At 62.2% G+C, this 15,200-nt stretch carries 12 protein-coding genes; 3 read left to right on the top strand and 9 right to left on the bottom strand.

Annotated features, from left to right (window positions below; all coding sequences use genetic code 11):
* Window positions 1-50: 50 nt before the first annotated feature.
* From astD to ACJ8J1_RS05265, 3 genes are read right to left on the bottom strand one after another with little or no spacing between them, the layout of a single operon-like run.
* Window positions 51-1,523 (bottom strand): succinylglutamate-semialdehyde dehydrogenase, encoded by a 1,473-nt coding sequence (gene astD / locus ACJ8J1_RS05275; RefSeq protein ID WP_033644293.1) that lies wholly within the window; start codon window positions 1,521-1,523, stop codon window positions 51-53.
* The gene (gene astA, locus ACJ8J1_RS05270; protein ID WP_004934585.1) at window positions 1,523-2,557 is read right to left on the bottom strand and encodes an arginine N-succinyltransferase; all 1,035 of its coding nucleotides are present in this window, start codon (window positions 2,555-2,557) and stop codon (window positions 1,523-1,525) included. Before astA ends, astD begins: the two co-directional genes overlap by 1 nt.
* Window positions 2,558-2,609: 52 nt before the next feature.
* On the bottom strand, window positions 2,610-3,824 hold the full coding sequence (locus ACJ8J1_RS05265) for an aspartate aminotransferase family protein (RefSeq protein WP_015378175.1): 1,215 nt from the start codon (window positions 3,822-3,824) through the stop codon (window positions 2,610-2,612).
* A gap of 675 nt (window positions 3,825-4,499) precedes the next feature.
* On the opposite strand from ACJ8J1_RS05265, the gene ACJ8J1_RS05260 reads away from it, so the two are divergent.
* A complete protein-coding gene (locus ACJ8J1_RS05260; RefSeq protein ID WP_033643407.1) occupies window positions 4,500-5,474 on the top strand; it encodes an alpha/beta hydrolase in 975 nt (324 codons plus the stop codon).
* Between the two features lie 2 nt (window positions 5,475-5,476).
* Here ACJ8J1_RS05260 and ACJ8J1_RS05255 read toward each other — a convergent pair whose 3' ends face one another.
* From ACJ8J1_RS05255 to ACJ8J1_RS05230, 6 genes are all read right to left on the bottom strand, one after another.
* On the bottom strand, window positions 5,477-6,445 hold the full coding sequence (locus ACJ8J1_RS05255) for an ABC transporter ATP-binding protein (protein WP_033643408.1): 969 nt from the start codon (window positions 6,443-6,445) through the stop codon (window positions 5,477-5,479).
* Window positions 6,435-7,421 (bottom strand): ABC transporter ATP-binding protein, encoded by a 987-nt coding sequence (locus ACJ8J1_RS05250; RefSeq protein ID WP_033643409.1) that lies wholly within the window; start codon window positions 7,419-7,421, stop codon window positions 6,435-6,437. The genes ACJ8J1_RS05255 and ACJ8J1_RS05250 overlap by 11 nt, the downstream gene beginning before the upstream one ends.
* Complete coding sequence (opp4C, locus tag ACJ8J1_RS05245; RefSeq protein ID WP_033643410.1) at window positions 7,418-8,368, bottom strand: oligopeptide ABC transporter permease; 951 nt, start codon at window positions 8,366-8,368, stop codon at window positions 7,418-7,420. The genes ACJ8J1_RS05250 and opp4C overlap by 4 nt, the downstream gene beginning before the upstream one ends.
* A gap of 4 nt (window positions 8,369-8,372) precedes the next feature.
* Window positions 8,373-9,329: an ABC transporter permease gene (locus tag ACJ8J1_RS05240; protein WP_004934604.1), complete on the bottom strand. Its 957-nt coding sequence runs from the start codon at window positions 9,327-9,329 to the stop codon at window positions 8,373-8,375.
* Between the two features lie 48 nt (window positions 9,330-9,377).
* Window positions 9,378-11,066: an ABC transporter substrate-binding protein gene (locus ACJ8J1_RS05235; protein ID WP_033643412.1), complete on the bottom strand. Its 1,689-nt coding sequence runs from the start codon at window positions 11,064-11,066 to the stop codon at window positions 9,378-9,380.
* Window positions 11,067-11,220: 154 nt separating this feature from the next.
* The gene (locus ACJ8J1_RS05230; RefSeq protein ID WP_033643413.1) at window positions 11,221-12,639 is read right to left on the bottom strand and encodes an aminotransferase-like domain-containing protein; all 1,419 of its coding nucleotides are present in this window, start codon (window positions 12,637-12,639) and stop codon (window positions 11,221-11,223) included.
* Window positions 12,640-12,783: 144 nt separating this feature from the next.
* On the opposite strand from ACJ8J1_RS05230, the gene ACJ8J1_RS05225 reads away from it, so the two are divergent.
* Together ACJ8J1_RS05225 and cydB are read left to right on the top strand one after the other, a co-directional pair.
* Window positions 12,784-14,184 carry a cytochrome ubiquinol oxidase subunit I gene (locus ACJ8J1_RS05225; RefSeq protein WP_004934615.1) on the top strand — a complete coding sequence of 467 codons (1,401 nt, stop codon included), beginning with the start codon at window positions 12,784-12,786 and terminating at the stop codon, window positions 14,182-14,184.
* 2 nt (window positions 14,185-14,186) lie between these two features.
* The gene (gene cydB / locus ACJ8J1_RS05220; protein WP_033643414.1) at window positions 14,187-15,194 is read left to right on the top strand and encodes a cytochrome d ubiquinol oxidase subunit II; all 1,008 of its coding nucleotides are present in this window, start codon (window positions 14,187-14,189) and stop codon (window positions 15,192-15,194) included.
* Window positions 15,195-15,200 lie beyond the last annotated feature (6 nt).

Raw genomic sequence — 15,200 nt, 5'->3', positions numbered from 1 at the left:
CTATCCCCTGGGGATGGCCTGCGGCGACGCCATGACGCCGCCGCAGACGATTAACGGAACGACAAGCCCGGCGAGAGCGTCGCCGGCAGCGACAGGCTTTCGCTTTCCAGCGACGCCATCGGCCAGGCGCAATAGTCCGCCGCATAGAAGGCGCTTGGGCGATGGTTGCCGGAAGCCCCCACGCCGCCGAACGGCGCCGCGCTGGACGCCCCGGTCAACGGCTTGTTCCAGTTGACGATGCCGGCGCGCGCTTCCAGCAGCAGCCTCTCGAACAGCTCGCGCTGCGGCGAGACCAATCCCACCGACAGGCCGTAGCGCGTCTGGTTGGCGAGCCGCAGGGCCTCGTCGAAATCGCGGTAACGCACGATCGTGGTCAACGGCCCGAAGTACTCTTCGTCCGGCACGCCGGCCACGCCGGTCAGCTCGATGATGCCCGGGCTGAGCAGCGAACTGCCCGGCTCCAGCAGACGCATGGCCAGCAGCGATTTACCGCCCAGCGCCAGCAAGCGCTGCTGCGCTTTCAGCATGTTTTCCGCCGCGGCCGCCGACACTACGCCGCCCATGAACGGCTGCGGTTCGGCATCCCAACGGCCGACGCGCAGCTCGCCCGCCACCTGAACCAAACGCGCGATAAAGGCGTCGCCTTCCGCCCCCTGCTTCACCAAAATGCGGCGTGAACAGGTGCAGCGTTGGCCGGCGGAGATAAACGCCGACTGGATAGCCAGGTTGACCGCCGCGTCGCGATCCTCGAAACCATCGACGATCAGCGCGTTGTTGCCGCCCATCTCCAGCGCCAGGATCTTCTCCGGCTGCCCCGCCAATTGGCGATGCAGGTGGTAACCGGTGCCGGCGCTGCCGGTGAACAACAGGCCGTCGATATTCGCACTGGCCGCCAGCGCCTCGCCGGTTTCCCGGCCGCCCTGCACCAGATTGATCACCCCGTCCGGCAGACCGGCCTTCAGCCACAGCTTCAGGGTCTCCTCGGCGGTCAGCGGCGTCAGTTCGCTCGGCTTGAACACCACGCAGTTTCCGGCCAGCAGCGCAGGCACGATATGGCCGTTCGGCAGATGGCCGGGGAAGTTGTAAGGCCCGAACACCGCCAGCACGCCGTGCGGGCGATGGCGCAGCACCGAAGCGCCGTCGGCCATCGCCGTCTGGCTAAAACCGGTGCGCGCCTGATAGGCCTGCAGTGAAATGCCCACCTTGCCGATCATCGCCTGAATTTCGGTCAGGGTTTCCCAGCGCGGTTTGCCGGTCTCGCGGCTGATGGTTTCCGCCAGCGACTGTTTATGTTCTTCCAGCAAAGCGGCGAAGCGTTTCACCAGCTGTTCGCGCTGCTCGAACGGCGTACGCGCCCAGTCGGGAAATGCGGCGCGCGCGGCTTCGCAGGCGGCGGCGACGTCATCGGCGTCGGCGGCGTTGGCGCGCCACAGCGGCTGATTGCCGACCGGATCGGCCTTGCCGAACTCCGCGCCGCGGCCCTGCCGCCAGACGCCGTTAATCAACAGTGCAGGATGGGACATCATGCTTTCTCCTGTGCAATAAGGGGGAGTACCCGCACCGGGCTGCCCTGCTCGACGCCGAGCGCCGCAGCGGTGGCGGCGTTGATATGCAGGCGGTCGTCATACAGATCGGCATTGACCAACAGTGCGCGGTAATTCTGATAGTTGTCGTTGGCGACCAGATGGACCGGCGCATCGGCGCGCATCGGCGTGTCATCCAGCACCACTTTGACCAGGCGGCTCTGCTTCACCGCACGGATGTGGTCGATTTCGGCTTCCAGCGTCGGGCCACCGTCGAAGATATCGACGTAGCCCTGATAGCTCAGGCCTTCCGCCTCCAGCAGGCGGCGCGCCGGCAGGGTTTGCGGGTGCACTTCACCGATCACCTTCTGCGCGTCTTCGGCCAGGAAATCGACATACAACGGATGTTTCGGCATCAGTTCGGCGATAAACGCTTTTTGTCCGGTGCCGCTCAGGTAGTCCGCCTTGGCGAACTCGATGGAGAAGAAACGGTGGCCGACGCTCTCCCAGAACGGCGAACGGCCGTTTTCATCGGAGAAACCACGCATCTCGGCGATCAGACGGCGGGAGAAGCGTTCACGGAACGCGGCGATAAACAGGAAACGCACCTTCGACAGCAGCTTGCCGTTCTCGCCGTGACGATAGTCCGGATCGAGGAACAGCGTGCACAGTTCCGAATGCCCGGTATGGTCGTTGCTGAGGAACAGCGTCGGCACCGATTTATAGACGTTCAGCTGTTTGGAAGCGTGCACCTGCGTGCCGACGCGGAAGCTGTACCAGGGTTCCGCCAGGCCGACGGCCACTTCGATCGCGCAGACCCCCACCGCCTGCCGGCGCTCGCTGTCTTCCAACACGAACAAATAACACTGGTCACTTTGCGGAAGTTCGCCTTGCCAGGTTTTTAACGCCCGCTCAATGCGTGCCGACAGGGTATCTTCATTTTGCGGCAGCGACGTGAGACCGATACCGGATTTGCCGGCAAGCGTCAGCAAATCCGCCAAATCGCGGCGCTCTATAGGGCGAATAATCATCATAATGCGAACCTCTTCTGAATCAGGCTGCGCCGATGAAGGCGCAGCCCGCTGATTAGCTGCAAATGCGCGCCACGGCGCGCGCGAATCGCGCCAGCCCCTCTTTCACATCCTGCTCAGGGATGATCAGCGACGGCGTGAAACGCACCACGTCCGGGCCGGCGATCAGCGCGATAACGCCTTCTTCGTTGGCCAGTTGGGTGATCTGCTTCGCTTTGCCGGCATAGTCTTTCTTCAGTTGGCAGCCGATCAGCAAACCGCCGCCGCGAATCTCGGCAAAGATCGGATACTGACGGTTGATGTCGTTCAACCCGTCGATGAACCACTGGTGGCGCTGCTTGACGCCTTCCAGCACTTCCGGGGTATTGATGATGGAGAACACTTCCCCCGCCACCGCCGTCGCCAGCGGGTTGCCGCCGTAGGTGGTGCCGTGAGTGCCGACGCCCAGCGTTTTCGCCAGCGCATCGGTGGTCAGCATGGCGCCGATCGGGAAGCCGCCGCCCAGCGCTTTCGCGGTGGTCAGCACGTCCGGCACCACGCCGTACTGCATATAGGCATACAGGTGGCCGGTGCGGCCGACGCCGGTCTGCACTTCGTCGAAGATCAGCAGCGCGTTATGGCGATCGCACAGTTCACGCAGCCCCTGCAGGAAACTGGCTTCCGCCGGCAGCACGCCGCCTTCGCCCTGGATAGGCTCGACGATCACCGCGCAGGTGCGATCGTTGATAAGCTCGGCCGCCGCGGCCAGATCGTTATACGGCGTATGGGTGATACCGCCCGGCAGCGGCGCAAAGTCCTGCGAATATTTTGGCTGGCCGCCGGCGGACACGGTAAACAGCGTACGGCCGTGGAACGCGTTGTTGAACGCCACAATCTGATCTTTACCGGCGCCGTGCTGGTCATGCGCATGTTTGCGCGCCAGTTTCAGCGCCGCTTCGTTGGCTTCTGCGCCCGAGTTACAGAAAAATACCTTGTCGGCGAACGTGGCGTCGATCAGTTTTTTGGCCAGGCGCAGCACCGGTTCGTTGGTATAGCCATTGCCCAGATGCCACAGTTTGCCCGCCTGCTCCACCAGCGCCGCCTTGACCGCCGGGTGCGCATGGCCCAACGCGTTAACCGCGATGCCGCCGGCGAAATCGATGTAAGACTTACCCTGTTGATCCCACACCTGCGATCCTTCACCCCGCACCAGAATAAAATCGGCAGGGGCATAAACCGGGACCATCCAGTCATCGAAAGACTGGCGGGTAACTGCGATTGGCTGTTCCATAGTGACCTCATAATCTCAGCAAAGGCTGAATTTTGACTGTAAGGACCGCGCAAGCCCGGCTAGGCCGCCACAATGCAAAAAAACCGCTGCTCAAAACCGACTTTCCCGGCGGAGAAAATGCTGTCTCTCACCGCTGATTTAGAAACAAATCTGTTACATAAAATCGGTTTTTCACTATTTATGGCGCTTATCCGGTCCCTGAGCGGGGAGTAAATGTTAACGAGCAGTTAAAATACATGTCGTTTGATAAAGAGTGTAGAGCAGCTATCGTGCCAAAACGGGATTTTTGCCGGATTTTGCTATTTTTTACGTTAAAACAACGGCTTATAATGCATATTTATTCATTTTATATGCATTTGCAATGCATAATTTAAAAAATAAGGCCTAAAATCATCATTGCTCGCGAAATCCTATTCAATTGCGAAAAACTTCAGGATTTCTGATCGCGCTCGCAAAAATAATTTCATCCGATTTGCTCGCCATCACACTTTTTGCCCCAACCCGGTGCAGCGCTGCGCCAGGATCGGGCAATGCGGCGACGAAGCGCCTATTCCATCGGCAGCGCCCCGGAAAACGAACCGCGCCGATCGCCGCCGGCCGCGGCTCCCGCTTTATGCGCCAACGACTACACTGTGATTCTGACCGCACTTTTTCTTCTGCGCACAAGGAGTCACCATGCCCAAACGAACCGTCGATCTCAGCCGGCCTCTCCTCCAGCACGACATCCGCGCGTTTCTCGAGACGCTGAATGCCGCTGGCGGTAAACCTATGGAACAAATGAAGCCCAAAGAGGCGCGCAGAGTTTTGGAAGCGGCGCAGCGCAGCGTAGACGTGCCGCTGCGCGAGGTGGAGATCAGCGAGAAAACCATTCACGTAGAAGGCCAGGATATTCTGCTGCAGCTGGTGCGGCCGGCCAGGGTCAAGGAGACATTGCCGGTATTCATGTTCTTTCACGGCGGCGGCTGGGTGCTGGGCGATTTTCCCACCCATGAACGGCTGGTGCGCGATCTGGTTTACAGCTCCGGCGCGGCGGCGGTGTTCGTCAACTACCCCCGCTCACCGGAAGCGCACTATCCGCAGGCGATCAATCTGGCTTACGCCGCCACGGAATGGGTGGCCGAATATGGCGAAAAAATCAACGTTGACGGTTCACGGCTGGCGGTGGTCGGCAACAGCGTCGGCGGCAATATGGCGGCGGTGGTCAGCCTGATGGCCAAAGAGAAAGGCCTACCGGCATTGCGTTGCCAGATCCTGCTGTGGCCCGTTACGCACGCCCATTTTGATACCGATTCCTATCATCAGTTCGCCGAAGGCCATTTCCTGACCCGCAATATGATGAAGTGGTTTTGGGACAGCTATGCGCCCGATAAGGCGCAGCGCAAAGACATCTACGCCTCGCCGCTCAACGCTACGCCGGAACAGCTGCGGGGCTTGCCGCCGGCGCTGGTGCAAACCGCCGAGCTGGACGTGCTGCGCGATGAGGGCGAAGCCTACGCGCGTCTGCTCGACGCCGCCGGCGTCGAGGTCACCTCTACCCGCTACAACGGGCTAATCCACGACTACGGCCTGTTGAACCCGCTCGCCCACGTCCCGGCGGTGCATTCGGCGATCCACCAGGCCGGGCGCGCGTTGAAACACTACCTGTCCTGACGCTAACCGACCAGGTGGCAAGCCACCTGATGACCGGGCGCCACGCTGCGCAGCTGCGGCGCCTGTTCGCGGCACTGCGCCGTGGCCAGCGGGCAGCGGGGATGGAAACGGCAGCCGCGCGGCGGGTTGGCGGGGTTCGGCGGCTCGCCGCCGGCCACCCACGCCGGCGCGCGTTGCGCATCCAGCGTCGTCACCGCCGCCAACAAGGCCTGCGTGTAAGGATGCAGCGGTTGTCGGAACAGCGCATCGCGATCGGCGCTCTCAACGATCTGCCCCAGATACATCACCGCCACATCCTGGCACAGATGCTCCACCACGCCGAGATCGTGCGAGATAAACAGCAGCGTCACCCCCTGCCGCTCCTGTAAATCGGAAAACAGATTGATGATCTGCGCCTGAATCGACACGTCGAGCGCCGATATCGGCTCATCGGCGACGATAAATTCCGGTTGCAGGATCAACGCGCGCGCAATGCCGATACGCTGCCGCTGGCCGCCGGAAAACTCATGCGGAAACCGCCCGTAATGCTGTGAGGACAATCCGCAGATCGCCAGGGTATCGAGCACCCGTTCGCGCAGTTCCGCCTTGCTCGCCAGGCCGTGTTGCAACAGCGCTTCCCCAATGGCGTCGCCCACGCGCAGACGCGGATTCAGCGAGCTGTAAGGATCCTGAAACACCAGCTGCATTTTCGGCCGCAGGGCGCGCAACGCGTCCTTGCTCAGGCCGTCCAACGCCTGCCCTTTGAACAGCACCTCACCGGCGGTTTTGTCGTGCAGGCCGAGCAGCGTGCGGCCAACGGTGGTTTTGCCGCTGCCGGACTCGCCCACCAGCCCGAAAACGCGCCCCTTGCGGATGCTGAAGCTGACATCATCCACCGCCTTCAGTTGGCCGGTGGTGCGCCCGAACAGCCCGTCGCGCAGCGGAAAATATTTCTTTAATCCTTTCACTTCCACCAAAGGTTCAGTCGACATACGGATGCCCTCCGGCATTGAGAAAACAGGCGGACTGACGCTGACGGGAGCCGTACAGCGGCGGAATGCCGTCGCGGCAGCGAGCGGAGGCCTGCGCGCAGCGCTCGGCGAAAGCGCAATGCTCCGGCAGCCGCGCCAGATCCGGCACCTGACCGGGAATGGAGTACAAGCGGCGTCGCCGCTGCCCCGGCACCGGCCGCGAAGCGATCAGCCCCTGCGTATAGGGATGTCGCGGCTCGTCCAGCACTTCCCGGGTCGTTCCCTGCTCGACGACGCGCCCGGCGTACATCACCGCCAGCCGATCGGCCATCTGGGCGATCACCCCGAGATCGTGGGTGATCAAGATCATCGCCATGTTGTGTCGCCGGCTCTGCTCGCGCAGCAACGCCAGGATCTGCGCCTGCACCGTAACGTCGAGCGCCGTGGTCGGTTCGTCGGCGATCAGCAGCGCCGGGCGGCACCCGATCGCCATGGCGATCATCACGCGCTGCAGCATGCCGCCGGAAAGCTGATGCGGGTAGCAGCGCATCAGCGCCTCCGCGCGCGCCAACCCCACTTCCGTCAAGAGTTGAATCGCCTGACGCCAGGCCGTTTTCGGCGACAGGGTCAGGTGGCGAATCAGCGGCTCAACCAGCTGTTCGCCAAGGGTCAACACCGGATTCAGCGCGCTCATCGGCTCCTGAAAGATCATCGCCAGCCGGTTGCCGCGCAAATCGGCCATCTTGGATGCCCGCAGCGACAGCAGGTTTTGCCCTTCAAAGCGAATCTCACCGCCGTCTACCTGCGCCAGCGGCTGCGGCAACAGCCCCATCAGCGCCATGGCGGTCACGCTTTTGCCGCAGCCCGATTCGCCGACGATCCCCAGCGTTTGCCCGGCCTGCAGTTCAAGACTGACCTGTTGCACCGCCCGCACCGGCCCCTGCTCGCCATGAAACGACACCGACAGCCGGTCGAACGCCACCAGCGGTTGACTCATCGTTTTACCCCGCTCATTTTCGGATCGAGCGCGTCCCGCAGGCCGTCGCCCAAGATATTGATCGCCACCACGGTGACGAAGATCGCCAGCCCCGGCGGCATCCACAGCCAGGGGCGGCGCTGAAAGTCGATCAGGCTATTGGCGGCGTCCATCATGTTGCCCCACGACGGCGTCGGCGGCACCACGCCCAGCCCAAGGTAGCTCAACGCCGACTCGCTGAGGATGGCATTGGCCACCGCCATGGTGGCGACCACCACCAAAATCGGCACGGTATTGGGCAACAGATGGCCGAAGAGGCGCCGCCGAGTGGAGAGCCCCAGCACTTCGGTGGCCAACATGAAATCCCGCTCGCGCAGCGACAGGATCTGGCCGCGCACCAGCCGCGCCAGCGACGGCCAGCCCAGCAGGCTCAGCATGATCATCACCATGTAGATACGGTAGTCCGGCGACACGTCGAGTTCGGTCAGCATCGCCCCCATGATGATCAGCAGCGGCAGGCCGGGAATGGTCATCAACAGATCGGCGAAGCGCATGATCAACCGATCCGCCACGCCCCCCAGATAACCGGCGAACGCCCCCAGCACATAACCCAGCGTCACCGACAGCAGCATCGACACCAGGCCGATGGTCAGCGATATTCGCCCCGCCAGCAGCAGCCGGGTGCAAATATCGCGGCCGAGAAAGTCGGTGCCCAACCAATGCGCGCCGCTCGGCGCCTGATTGATGTTCAGCACATCGCCGGCGTCGTCAGACCACGGCGACAGCGACGGCCCAATCAGGCACAGCAGCGCCAACAGCACCAGCAGCGCCAGCGAGATCATCGCCGGTCGGTGGCGACGCAGACGGCGCCAGGCCTGCGCGGCGGGCGGCGGAGACAGCTGCGCCAGCGCCGGCAACTGCGCCTGGCGCCAGCGGCGACGGCGCCCGAAAAACAGCGTTACCCACATCGTGTTACCTCAAGCGAATGCGTGGATCGGCGTAGGCGTACAGAATGTCCGCCAGCAGATTGCCGAGAATGGTCAACGCCGCCAGAAACAGCGTGAACCCCATCAATACCGGATAATCGCGCGCCGCCAGCGAATCGATATGGATATGCCCGGCGCCCGGCCAGTTGAAGATTTTTTCGGTGATCAGCGCGCCGGAGAACAATCCCGGCAGCTCGAACCCCAGCAGGGTGATGATCGGCAACAGCGCATTGCGCAGCGCGTGTTTGAGGATCACCGTTTTCTCCCTGAGCCCTTTGGCGCGCGCGGTGCGGATATAGTCCATGCGGATCACCTCCAGCATGCTGGCGCGAAAATAGCGCGTCAGGCTGCCGGCCTGCAGCATCACCAGCGCCAGCACCGGCAACAGCAGGTGCGCCGCCACCTCCAGCGCCCAGGCCAGCCCGCTCGCTTCGCTGCCGGTGCGCAACATGCCGCCCGCCGGCAACCAGTGCAGATCGACGGCGAACCATTTGATCAGCAACAGGCAAAGGAAAAACGTCGGAAACGACATGGCGGCGAACACCGCCACGGTGATCAGATGATCGAACAGCGAATAGGGTTTCATCGCCGAGATCACTCCTACCGCCAGCGCGATGCCCCAATACAGCACCATCGCCACCGCCGCCAGCAGGAACGAGTTCCAGATGTATTGATTCAGCAGCGTGCTGACCGGGATCTGATACTGCAGCGAGAAGCCGAGATCGCCCTGCAACAGCCGGCCAAGCCAATGCAGGTAACGGCTGAACAAGGGCTGATCCAACCCATACAGCGCCCGCAGCTCGGCGGCGCGTTGCGCGGTCAGGTTGATATTGCCGTCGATAAAGTCGCCGGGCGCCAGGGCGAAGATGCAAAAAATCAGCAATGAAGCCAACAACAGCATCGGGATAGTCTGCAACAAACGGCGCAGGATAAAATTTCTCATCGCGAATTCCATCGCCGCCGCCCGGAATAGCGCGGCGGCATCGGGGCGTTACGGCGCCGGTTTGACGTTCGGCAGGCTGCCGACCAGTCCGTTGTAGATATCCGGTTTAAAGCCGGTGACGCGCGCGCTGCTGGCGCTCAATATTTCGCGGTTGCCGAGCAGGATCACCGGCGGATCGTCCGCCAGCACCTGATACAGCTGATGGTACAGCGGCTTACGCTGCGCGATATCCAGCGTGGCGTTGGCTTTGGCGATCAGCGCGTCCACCTGCGGGTTGTGGTAGCCGGTCTCGCTCTCGCGGCTGATGAAGTCGCGTACGCCGTCGTGCGGATCGTTCAGCGTGCTGGTGCTGAGAGACGCCAGGTCGTAATTGCCCGCCTTGCGCTGCGCCAGCAGCGCGTTGAAATCCAATACCTGCGGTTTCAGCACCACGCCGAGCCGGCGGTAGTTATCCTTGGCGATCGGCACCAGCGCGTCGTTGATCAGCTTTTTGGTCACCAGCAGCGTCAGCTCCAGCTTTTTACCGTCTTTCTGCCGGATGCCGTCAGCGCCCACCTGCCAGCCCGCCTCGTCCAACAGCTTTTTGGCCTTATCGAGATCGTAAGCGTAAGGATTGATGCCGTTGGCGTCGTAAGCCCAGGAGATCGGCGAAATCGGCTGGTTGGCGACCTTGCCGTACCCTTGGTACACCACGGCGATCAGTTTTTGCCGATCGAGGCCGTAGATCAGCGCCTGACGCACCCGCTTGTCCTGCAGCGCCGGGCGTCTGAGGTTGAAATCAACCCGGCTGTAATCGCTCGAGCTGTAAAGGTTGATATTGGCGAAGCCGAGCAGTTTGAGCTGTTCGATATCGTCCGGCTTGGCGGTAAAGGCGTCGTAGTCGGTCTCACCGGTCTGGAACAGCTGGAAGTTGGTGGCCGGGTTGGTGACGCGATAGATAAAGCGCGCCATCGGCGGCGGGCCGAGGTAGAAGTTCGGGTTGGCGTGGAAGCGGATTTCCTGCCCCGGCACGTACTTGTCGTAAATGTAGGGGCCGTTGCCGAGCGGCTTGCCGTTCAAGGCGCGCACGCCGTCGAGCTTGCCGCGCTGATAGTCTTTGCCGTAGTAAGCCCGCGACAATACCGGCCCGCCAATCAGTTGCAACGTGGTCGCGCCCGGTTGGGTGGTGACGATCTGAATGGTGCGATCGTCGATCACCTTCAGCCCGCTGATGCCGGCCGCGGTGCCGTTTTTATACTCGGCGCCGCCCTGAATGTGCGCTGGCGTGATATCGGTATCGCCGTCATAGGCCGGGTCATGCAGCAGCGTCAGGGTAAAGGCGATATCGTCGGCCTTCAGCGGCGAGCCGTCGCTGTAGACCAGATTCGGCCGCAGCTTGATGGTGTAGGTCAGATTATCGGGGCTGACCTGCCAGGACTCCGCCAGGCGCCCTTCCGGTTTGCCCTGGCTGTCCAGGCCGATCAGCCGGCTGAAGATTACGTCGGTCACGTTCTCGTCCCAGCCGTTGGTGAACAGATACGGGTTGAAAATCCCCTGCGGCTCCGAGATGCCCGCCACGACGGTATCTTTGCGCAGTTTGGCGGCGGCCGGCACCCGAGCGGCGTCGCTGGCCGGCGTAATGCCTTCGGCCAGCGTTTCCGCCTGCGCGGCGGTGCTCAATCCCAGCGCGCAGACCAACGCCAGCGGCGTCAGCCGATAGCGCAACAGTTTGTTTAGCTTATTTTTTATTCCACTCACCCACTGCCCCTCGTCTACCCGTTGATAAAAATGTGACAAAATTTATCGCAGAGTAATGGGCGGCTGGAGGGCTGTCTAACAACGAAACCGGCATTCCATTGCCGAAAAAAGCATTATGAATTTTTCTGGGGCGAAGCGGCGGGAAAAACGCGATTCAGCCGGCCGCCGCCAGCCCCCGGATAAGTTTAGCTAAGGTTTTTATCGCCTCTTCAAAGCGGTCATTCCATTCAAATGAGGCGTTGAGACGGAAGCAGTGGTTGAAATGGTCGCCGGTGGTGAACATGCGCCCCGGCGCGATGCTGATACCCCGTGCGAGTGCGCGCCGGTACAGCTCCATCGACGACAGCGCCGGGTCGAGTTCCAGCCACAGGAAATACCCGCCGTCGGGCTGACTGACTTTCACCGTCGGCGGAAAATGGTGGGCGATCGCCTGACGCATTGCGCTTTGGCGCTGGGCCAGCAGGCGTCGCAGCCGCCGCAGATGGGTGTCGTAGCCGCCGTGCAGCAGATAATCCGCCAGCGCCATCTGGGTCGGCACGCTGGTGGAAACGGTGCTCATCAGCTGCAAACGCTGGATCTGTTGCGCATAACGCCCCGCCGCCACCCAGCCGACGCGAAAGCCCGGCGCCAGACATTTGGAAAATGACGAGCAGTGCAGGATCTGGCCGCCGCTGTCGAGCGCCTTCGCCGGCAACGGCCGTTCGGCGCTGAAGTACAGCTCGCCATAGACATCGTCTTCGATCAGCCAGATCTGCCGTTCGCGCAGCAGCGCCACCAGACGCTGCTTGTTGGCCTCCGGCAGGGTGGCGCCCTGCGGGTTCTGGAAGTGGGTCATCAGCCAGCAGGCTTTGATCGGATACTGCTCCACCGCCTGCTGCAACGCGTCCAGATCGATACCGTCCTGCGGATGCGTGGCGATCGCCACCGCCTTCAGCCGCAGCCGTTCCAGCGCCTGCAGCGCGCCGTAAAACGCCGGCGACTCGATCGCCACATAGTCGCCCGGTTGGGTCACCGCCTGCAGGCTGAGGCTGAGCGACTCCATCGCCCCGGCGGTGATGACGATCTCGTCCGGCGCGACCTGCATGCCGCTCAGCGCATAGCGTTGGGCAATGTGCCGCCGCAGCGCGTCGTTGCCCGGCGGCAGGTTGACCAGCGAACTGTGCGGCGTGAACTTGCGCGCTACGCTGCTCAGCGCCCGCGCCAGCTTCGGCTGGGCGAACAGCGTGGCGTCGGGAAACGCCGAACCGAAAGGCACGATGTCCGGATCCTTGCAGGCCTGCAGCACGTCGAAAATAAAGGCGTTGATGTCCACCTGCTCGCTCAGCAGCAGTTTCTCGCCGCGCGAAGGCTGCGGCAGCGGCTGCGGACGCGCCGCCACATAGTAGCCCGACTGCGGCCGGGCGACGATCCACCCTTGGCTCTCCAGCAGTTGATAAGACTGCACCACCGTCATCAGGCTCAATCCGGCGCGTTTGCCGCTCTCGCGCAGCGAAGGCAGCTTGTCGCCCGCCCGCCACACCCGGTTCTGGATCTGTTCTCTAATCTGCTGCGCAAGCTGCTCGTATCGGGTCATAACCATTAACTGTTATATGAAAAAGTAAAATAACTGTCACTATTATAGGCACTGTACTCCGTGCTTAACTTAACGCCAAGCATTTCACATAAAAATGACAGCTATACTCAAGAGGTTAATTTATGTTCAACCCTAGGAGGCGCCATGCTGGGTCTTGATGCACTGGAACTTGCCAGAATACAGTTCGCCTTCACCGTGTCTTTCCATATCATTTTCCCCGCCATCACCATCGGTTTAGCCAGCTATCTGGCGGTGCTGGAAGGATTATGGTTGAAAACGCACAATGAAGCCTATCGTGAGCTTTATCACTTCTGGTCAAAGATTTTCGCCGTTAACTTCGGCATGGGCGTGGTATCCGGGCTGGTGATGGCTTACCAGTTCGGCACCAACTGGAGCTTCTTCTCCGAGTTCGCCGGCAGCATTACCGGGCCGCTGCTGACTTATGAAGTGCTGACCGCCTTCTTTCTCGAAGCCGGTTTCCTCGGCGTGATGCTGTTCGGCTGGAACCGCGTCGGCCCCGGCCTGCACTTCTTCGCCACCTGCATGGTGGCGCTCGGCACGCTGATCTCCACCTTCTGGATCCTGGCCTCCAACAGCTGGATGCAGACCCCGCAGGGGCATGAGATCATCAATGGCCAAGTGGTGCCGGTTGACTGGCTGAAGGTCATCTTCAACCCGTCCTTCCCGTACCGCCTGCTGCACATGTCTACCGCCGCCTTCCTCTCCTCGGCGTTCTTCGTCGGCGCGTCCGCCGCCTGGCATCTGCTGCGTGGCCGCGACACGCCGGCGATGCGCAAGATGCTGTCGATGGCGATGTGGATGGCGCTGATCGTCGCGCCGGTGCAGGCGCTGATCGGCGATGCGCACGGCCTGAATACGCTGAAACATCAGCCGGCGAAGATCGCCGCCATCGAAGGCCACTGGGAAAACCCGCCGGGCGAAGCCACGCCGCTGATCCTGGTCGGTTGGCCGGACATGCAGCGTGAAGAGACCCGCTTCAAGCTGGAAGTGCCCTACCTCGGCAGCCTGATCCTGACGCACAGCCTGACCGAGCAGGTGCCGGCGCTCAAATCGTTCCCGCCGGAAGATCGCCCCAACTCCACCGTGGTGTTCTGGTCGTTCCGCATCATGGTCGGGCTGGGCATGCTGATGATCCTGGCCGGGGTCTGGAGCCTGTGGCTGCGCTGGCGCGGCGGGCTCTATCAGTCGCGTCCGTTCCTGTACTTCATCCTGTGGATGGGCCCTTCCGGGCTGCTGGCGCTGCTGGCGGGCTGGTTCACCACCGAGATCGGCCGCCAGCCGTGGGTGGTGTACGGCCTGCTGCGCACCAAGGATGCGGTGTCCGCGCACGGCGATCTGCACATGAGCATCAGCCTGCTGGCGTTCATCATCGTCTACTGCTCGGTGTTCGGCGTGGGCTACTCCTACATGATGCGCCTGATCCGCAAAGGGCCGCAGCCGCATGAACACCAAGAAGACAATACCGAGGGCCGCCCGGCGCGTCCGCTGTCCGCGGTCAACGACACTCTGGACGACAGGAGCTGAACATGGGTATCGATCTTCCGCTGATTTGGTTTGTCATCATCGTGTTCAGCACCATGATGTACGTGGTGATGGACGGTTTCGATTTGGGCATCGGCATTCTATTTCCGTGGGTGAAGGCGAGCGGCGACCGCGATCTGATGATGAACACCGTCGCCCCGGTGTGGGACGGCAATGAGACCTGGCTGGTGCTGGGCGGCGCGGCGCTGTTCGGCGCCTTCCCGCTGGCCTACTCGGTGATCCTCGACGCGCTGGCGATCCCGCTGACGCTGATGCTGATCGGGCTGATTTTCCGCGGCGTGGCCTTCGAGTTTCGCTTCAAGGCGACGCCGGAGAAGCGCCATATCTGGGATAAAGCGTTCATCTGGGGCTCTCTCTTCGCCACCTTCAGCCAGGGTGTGGTGGTGGGCGCCGTGATCAACGGCTTCCCGGTAGAAGGCCGCACCTACGCCGGCGGCGCACTGGACTGGCTGACGCCGTTCGCGCTGTTCTGCGGGCTGGGGCTGGTGGTGACCTACGCCCTGCTCGGCTGTACCTGGCTGGTGATGAAAACCGCCGGTGACCTGCAGGCGCGCATGTATCACCTGGCGACGCCGCTGCTGGCGATCCTGCTGCTGGTGCTGGCTGCGGTCAGCATCTGGACGCCGATCGCGCATCCCGAAATCGCCGCGCGCTGGTTTACGCTGCCTAACCTGTTCTGGCTGCTGCCGGTACCGCTGCTAGTGCTGCTCAGCGCCTGGGGAATTCAACGCGGAGTGAAACGCGGCGCGCACTACTCGCCGTTTATGCTGACGCTGCTGCTGGTGTTCCTCGGCCTGAGCGGGCTTGGCATCAGCATCTGGCCGCACCTGATCCCGCCGGCCATCAGCCTATGGGACGCCGCAGCACCACCGCAGAGCCTCGGCTTTATGCTGGTGGGCGCGCTGTTCATCATCCCAATCATTCTGGTCTACACCTTCTGGAGCTACTACGTGTTCCGCGGCAAGATCAGCCATGAACACGGCTATCACTGAGGAAGG

Origin of the sequence: Serratia sp. CY37869 (assembly GCF_052168895.1) — a bacterium.
GTDB lineage: Bacteria > Pseudomonadota > Gammaproteobacteria > Enterobacterales > Enterobacteriaceae > Serratia > Serratia ureilytica.
The sequence above is the reverse complement of the archived record's forward strand: the minus strand, read 5'-3'. Positions and strand labels throughout refer to the sequence as shown.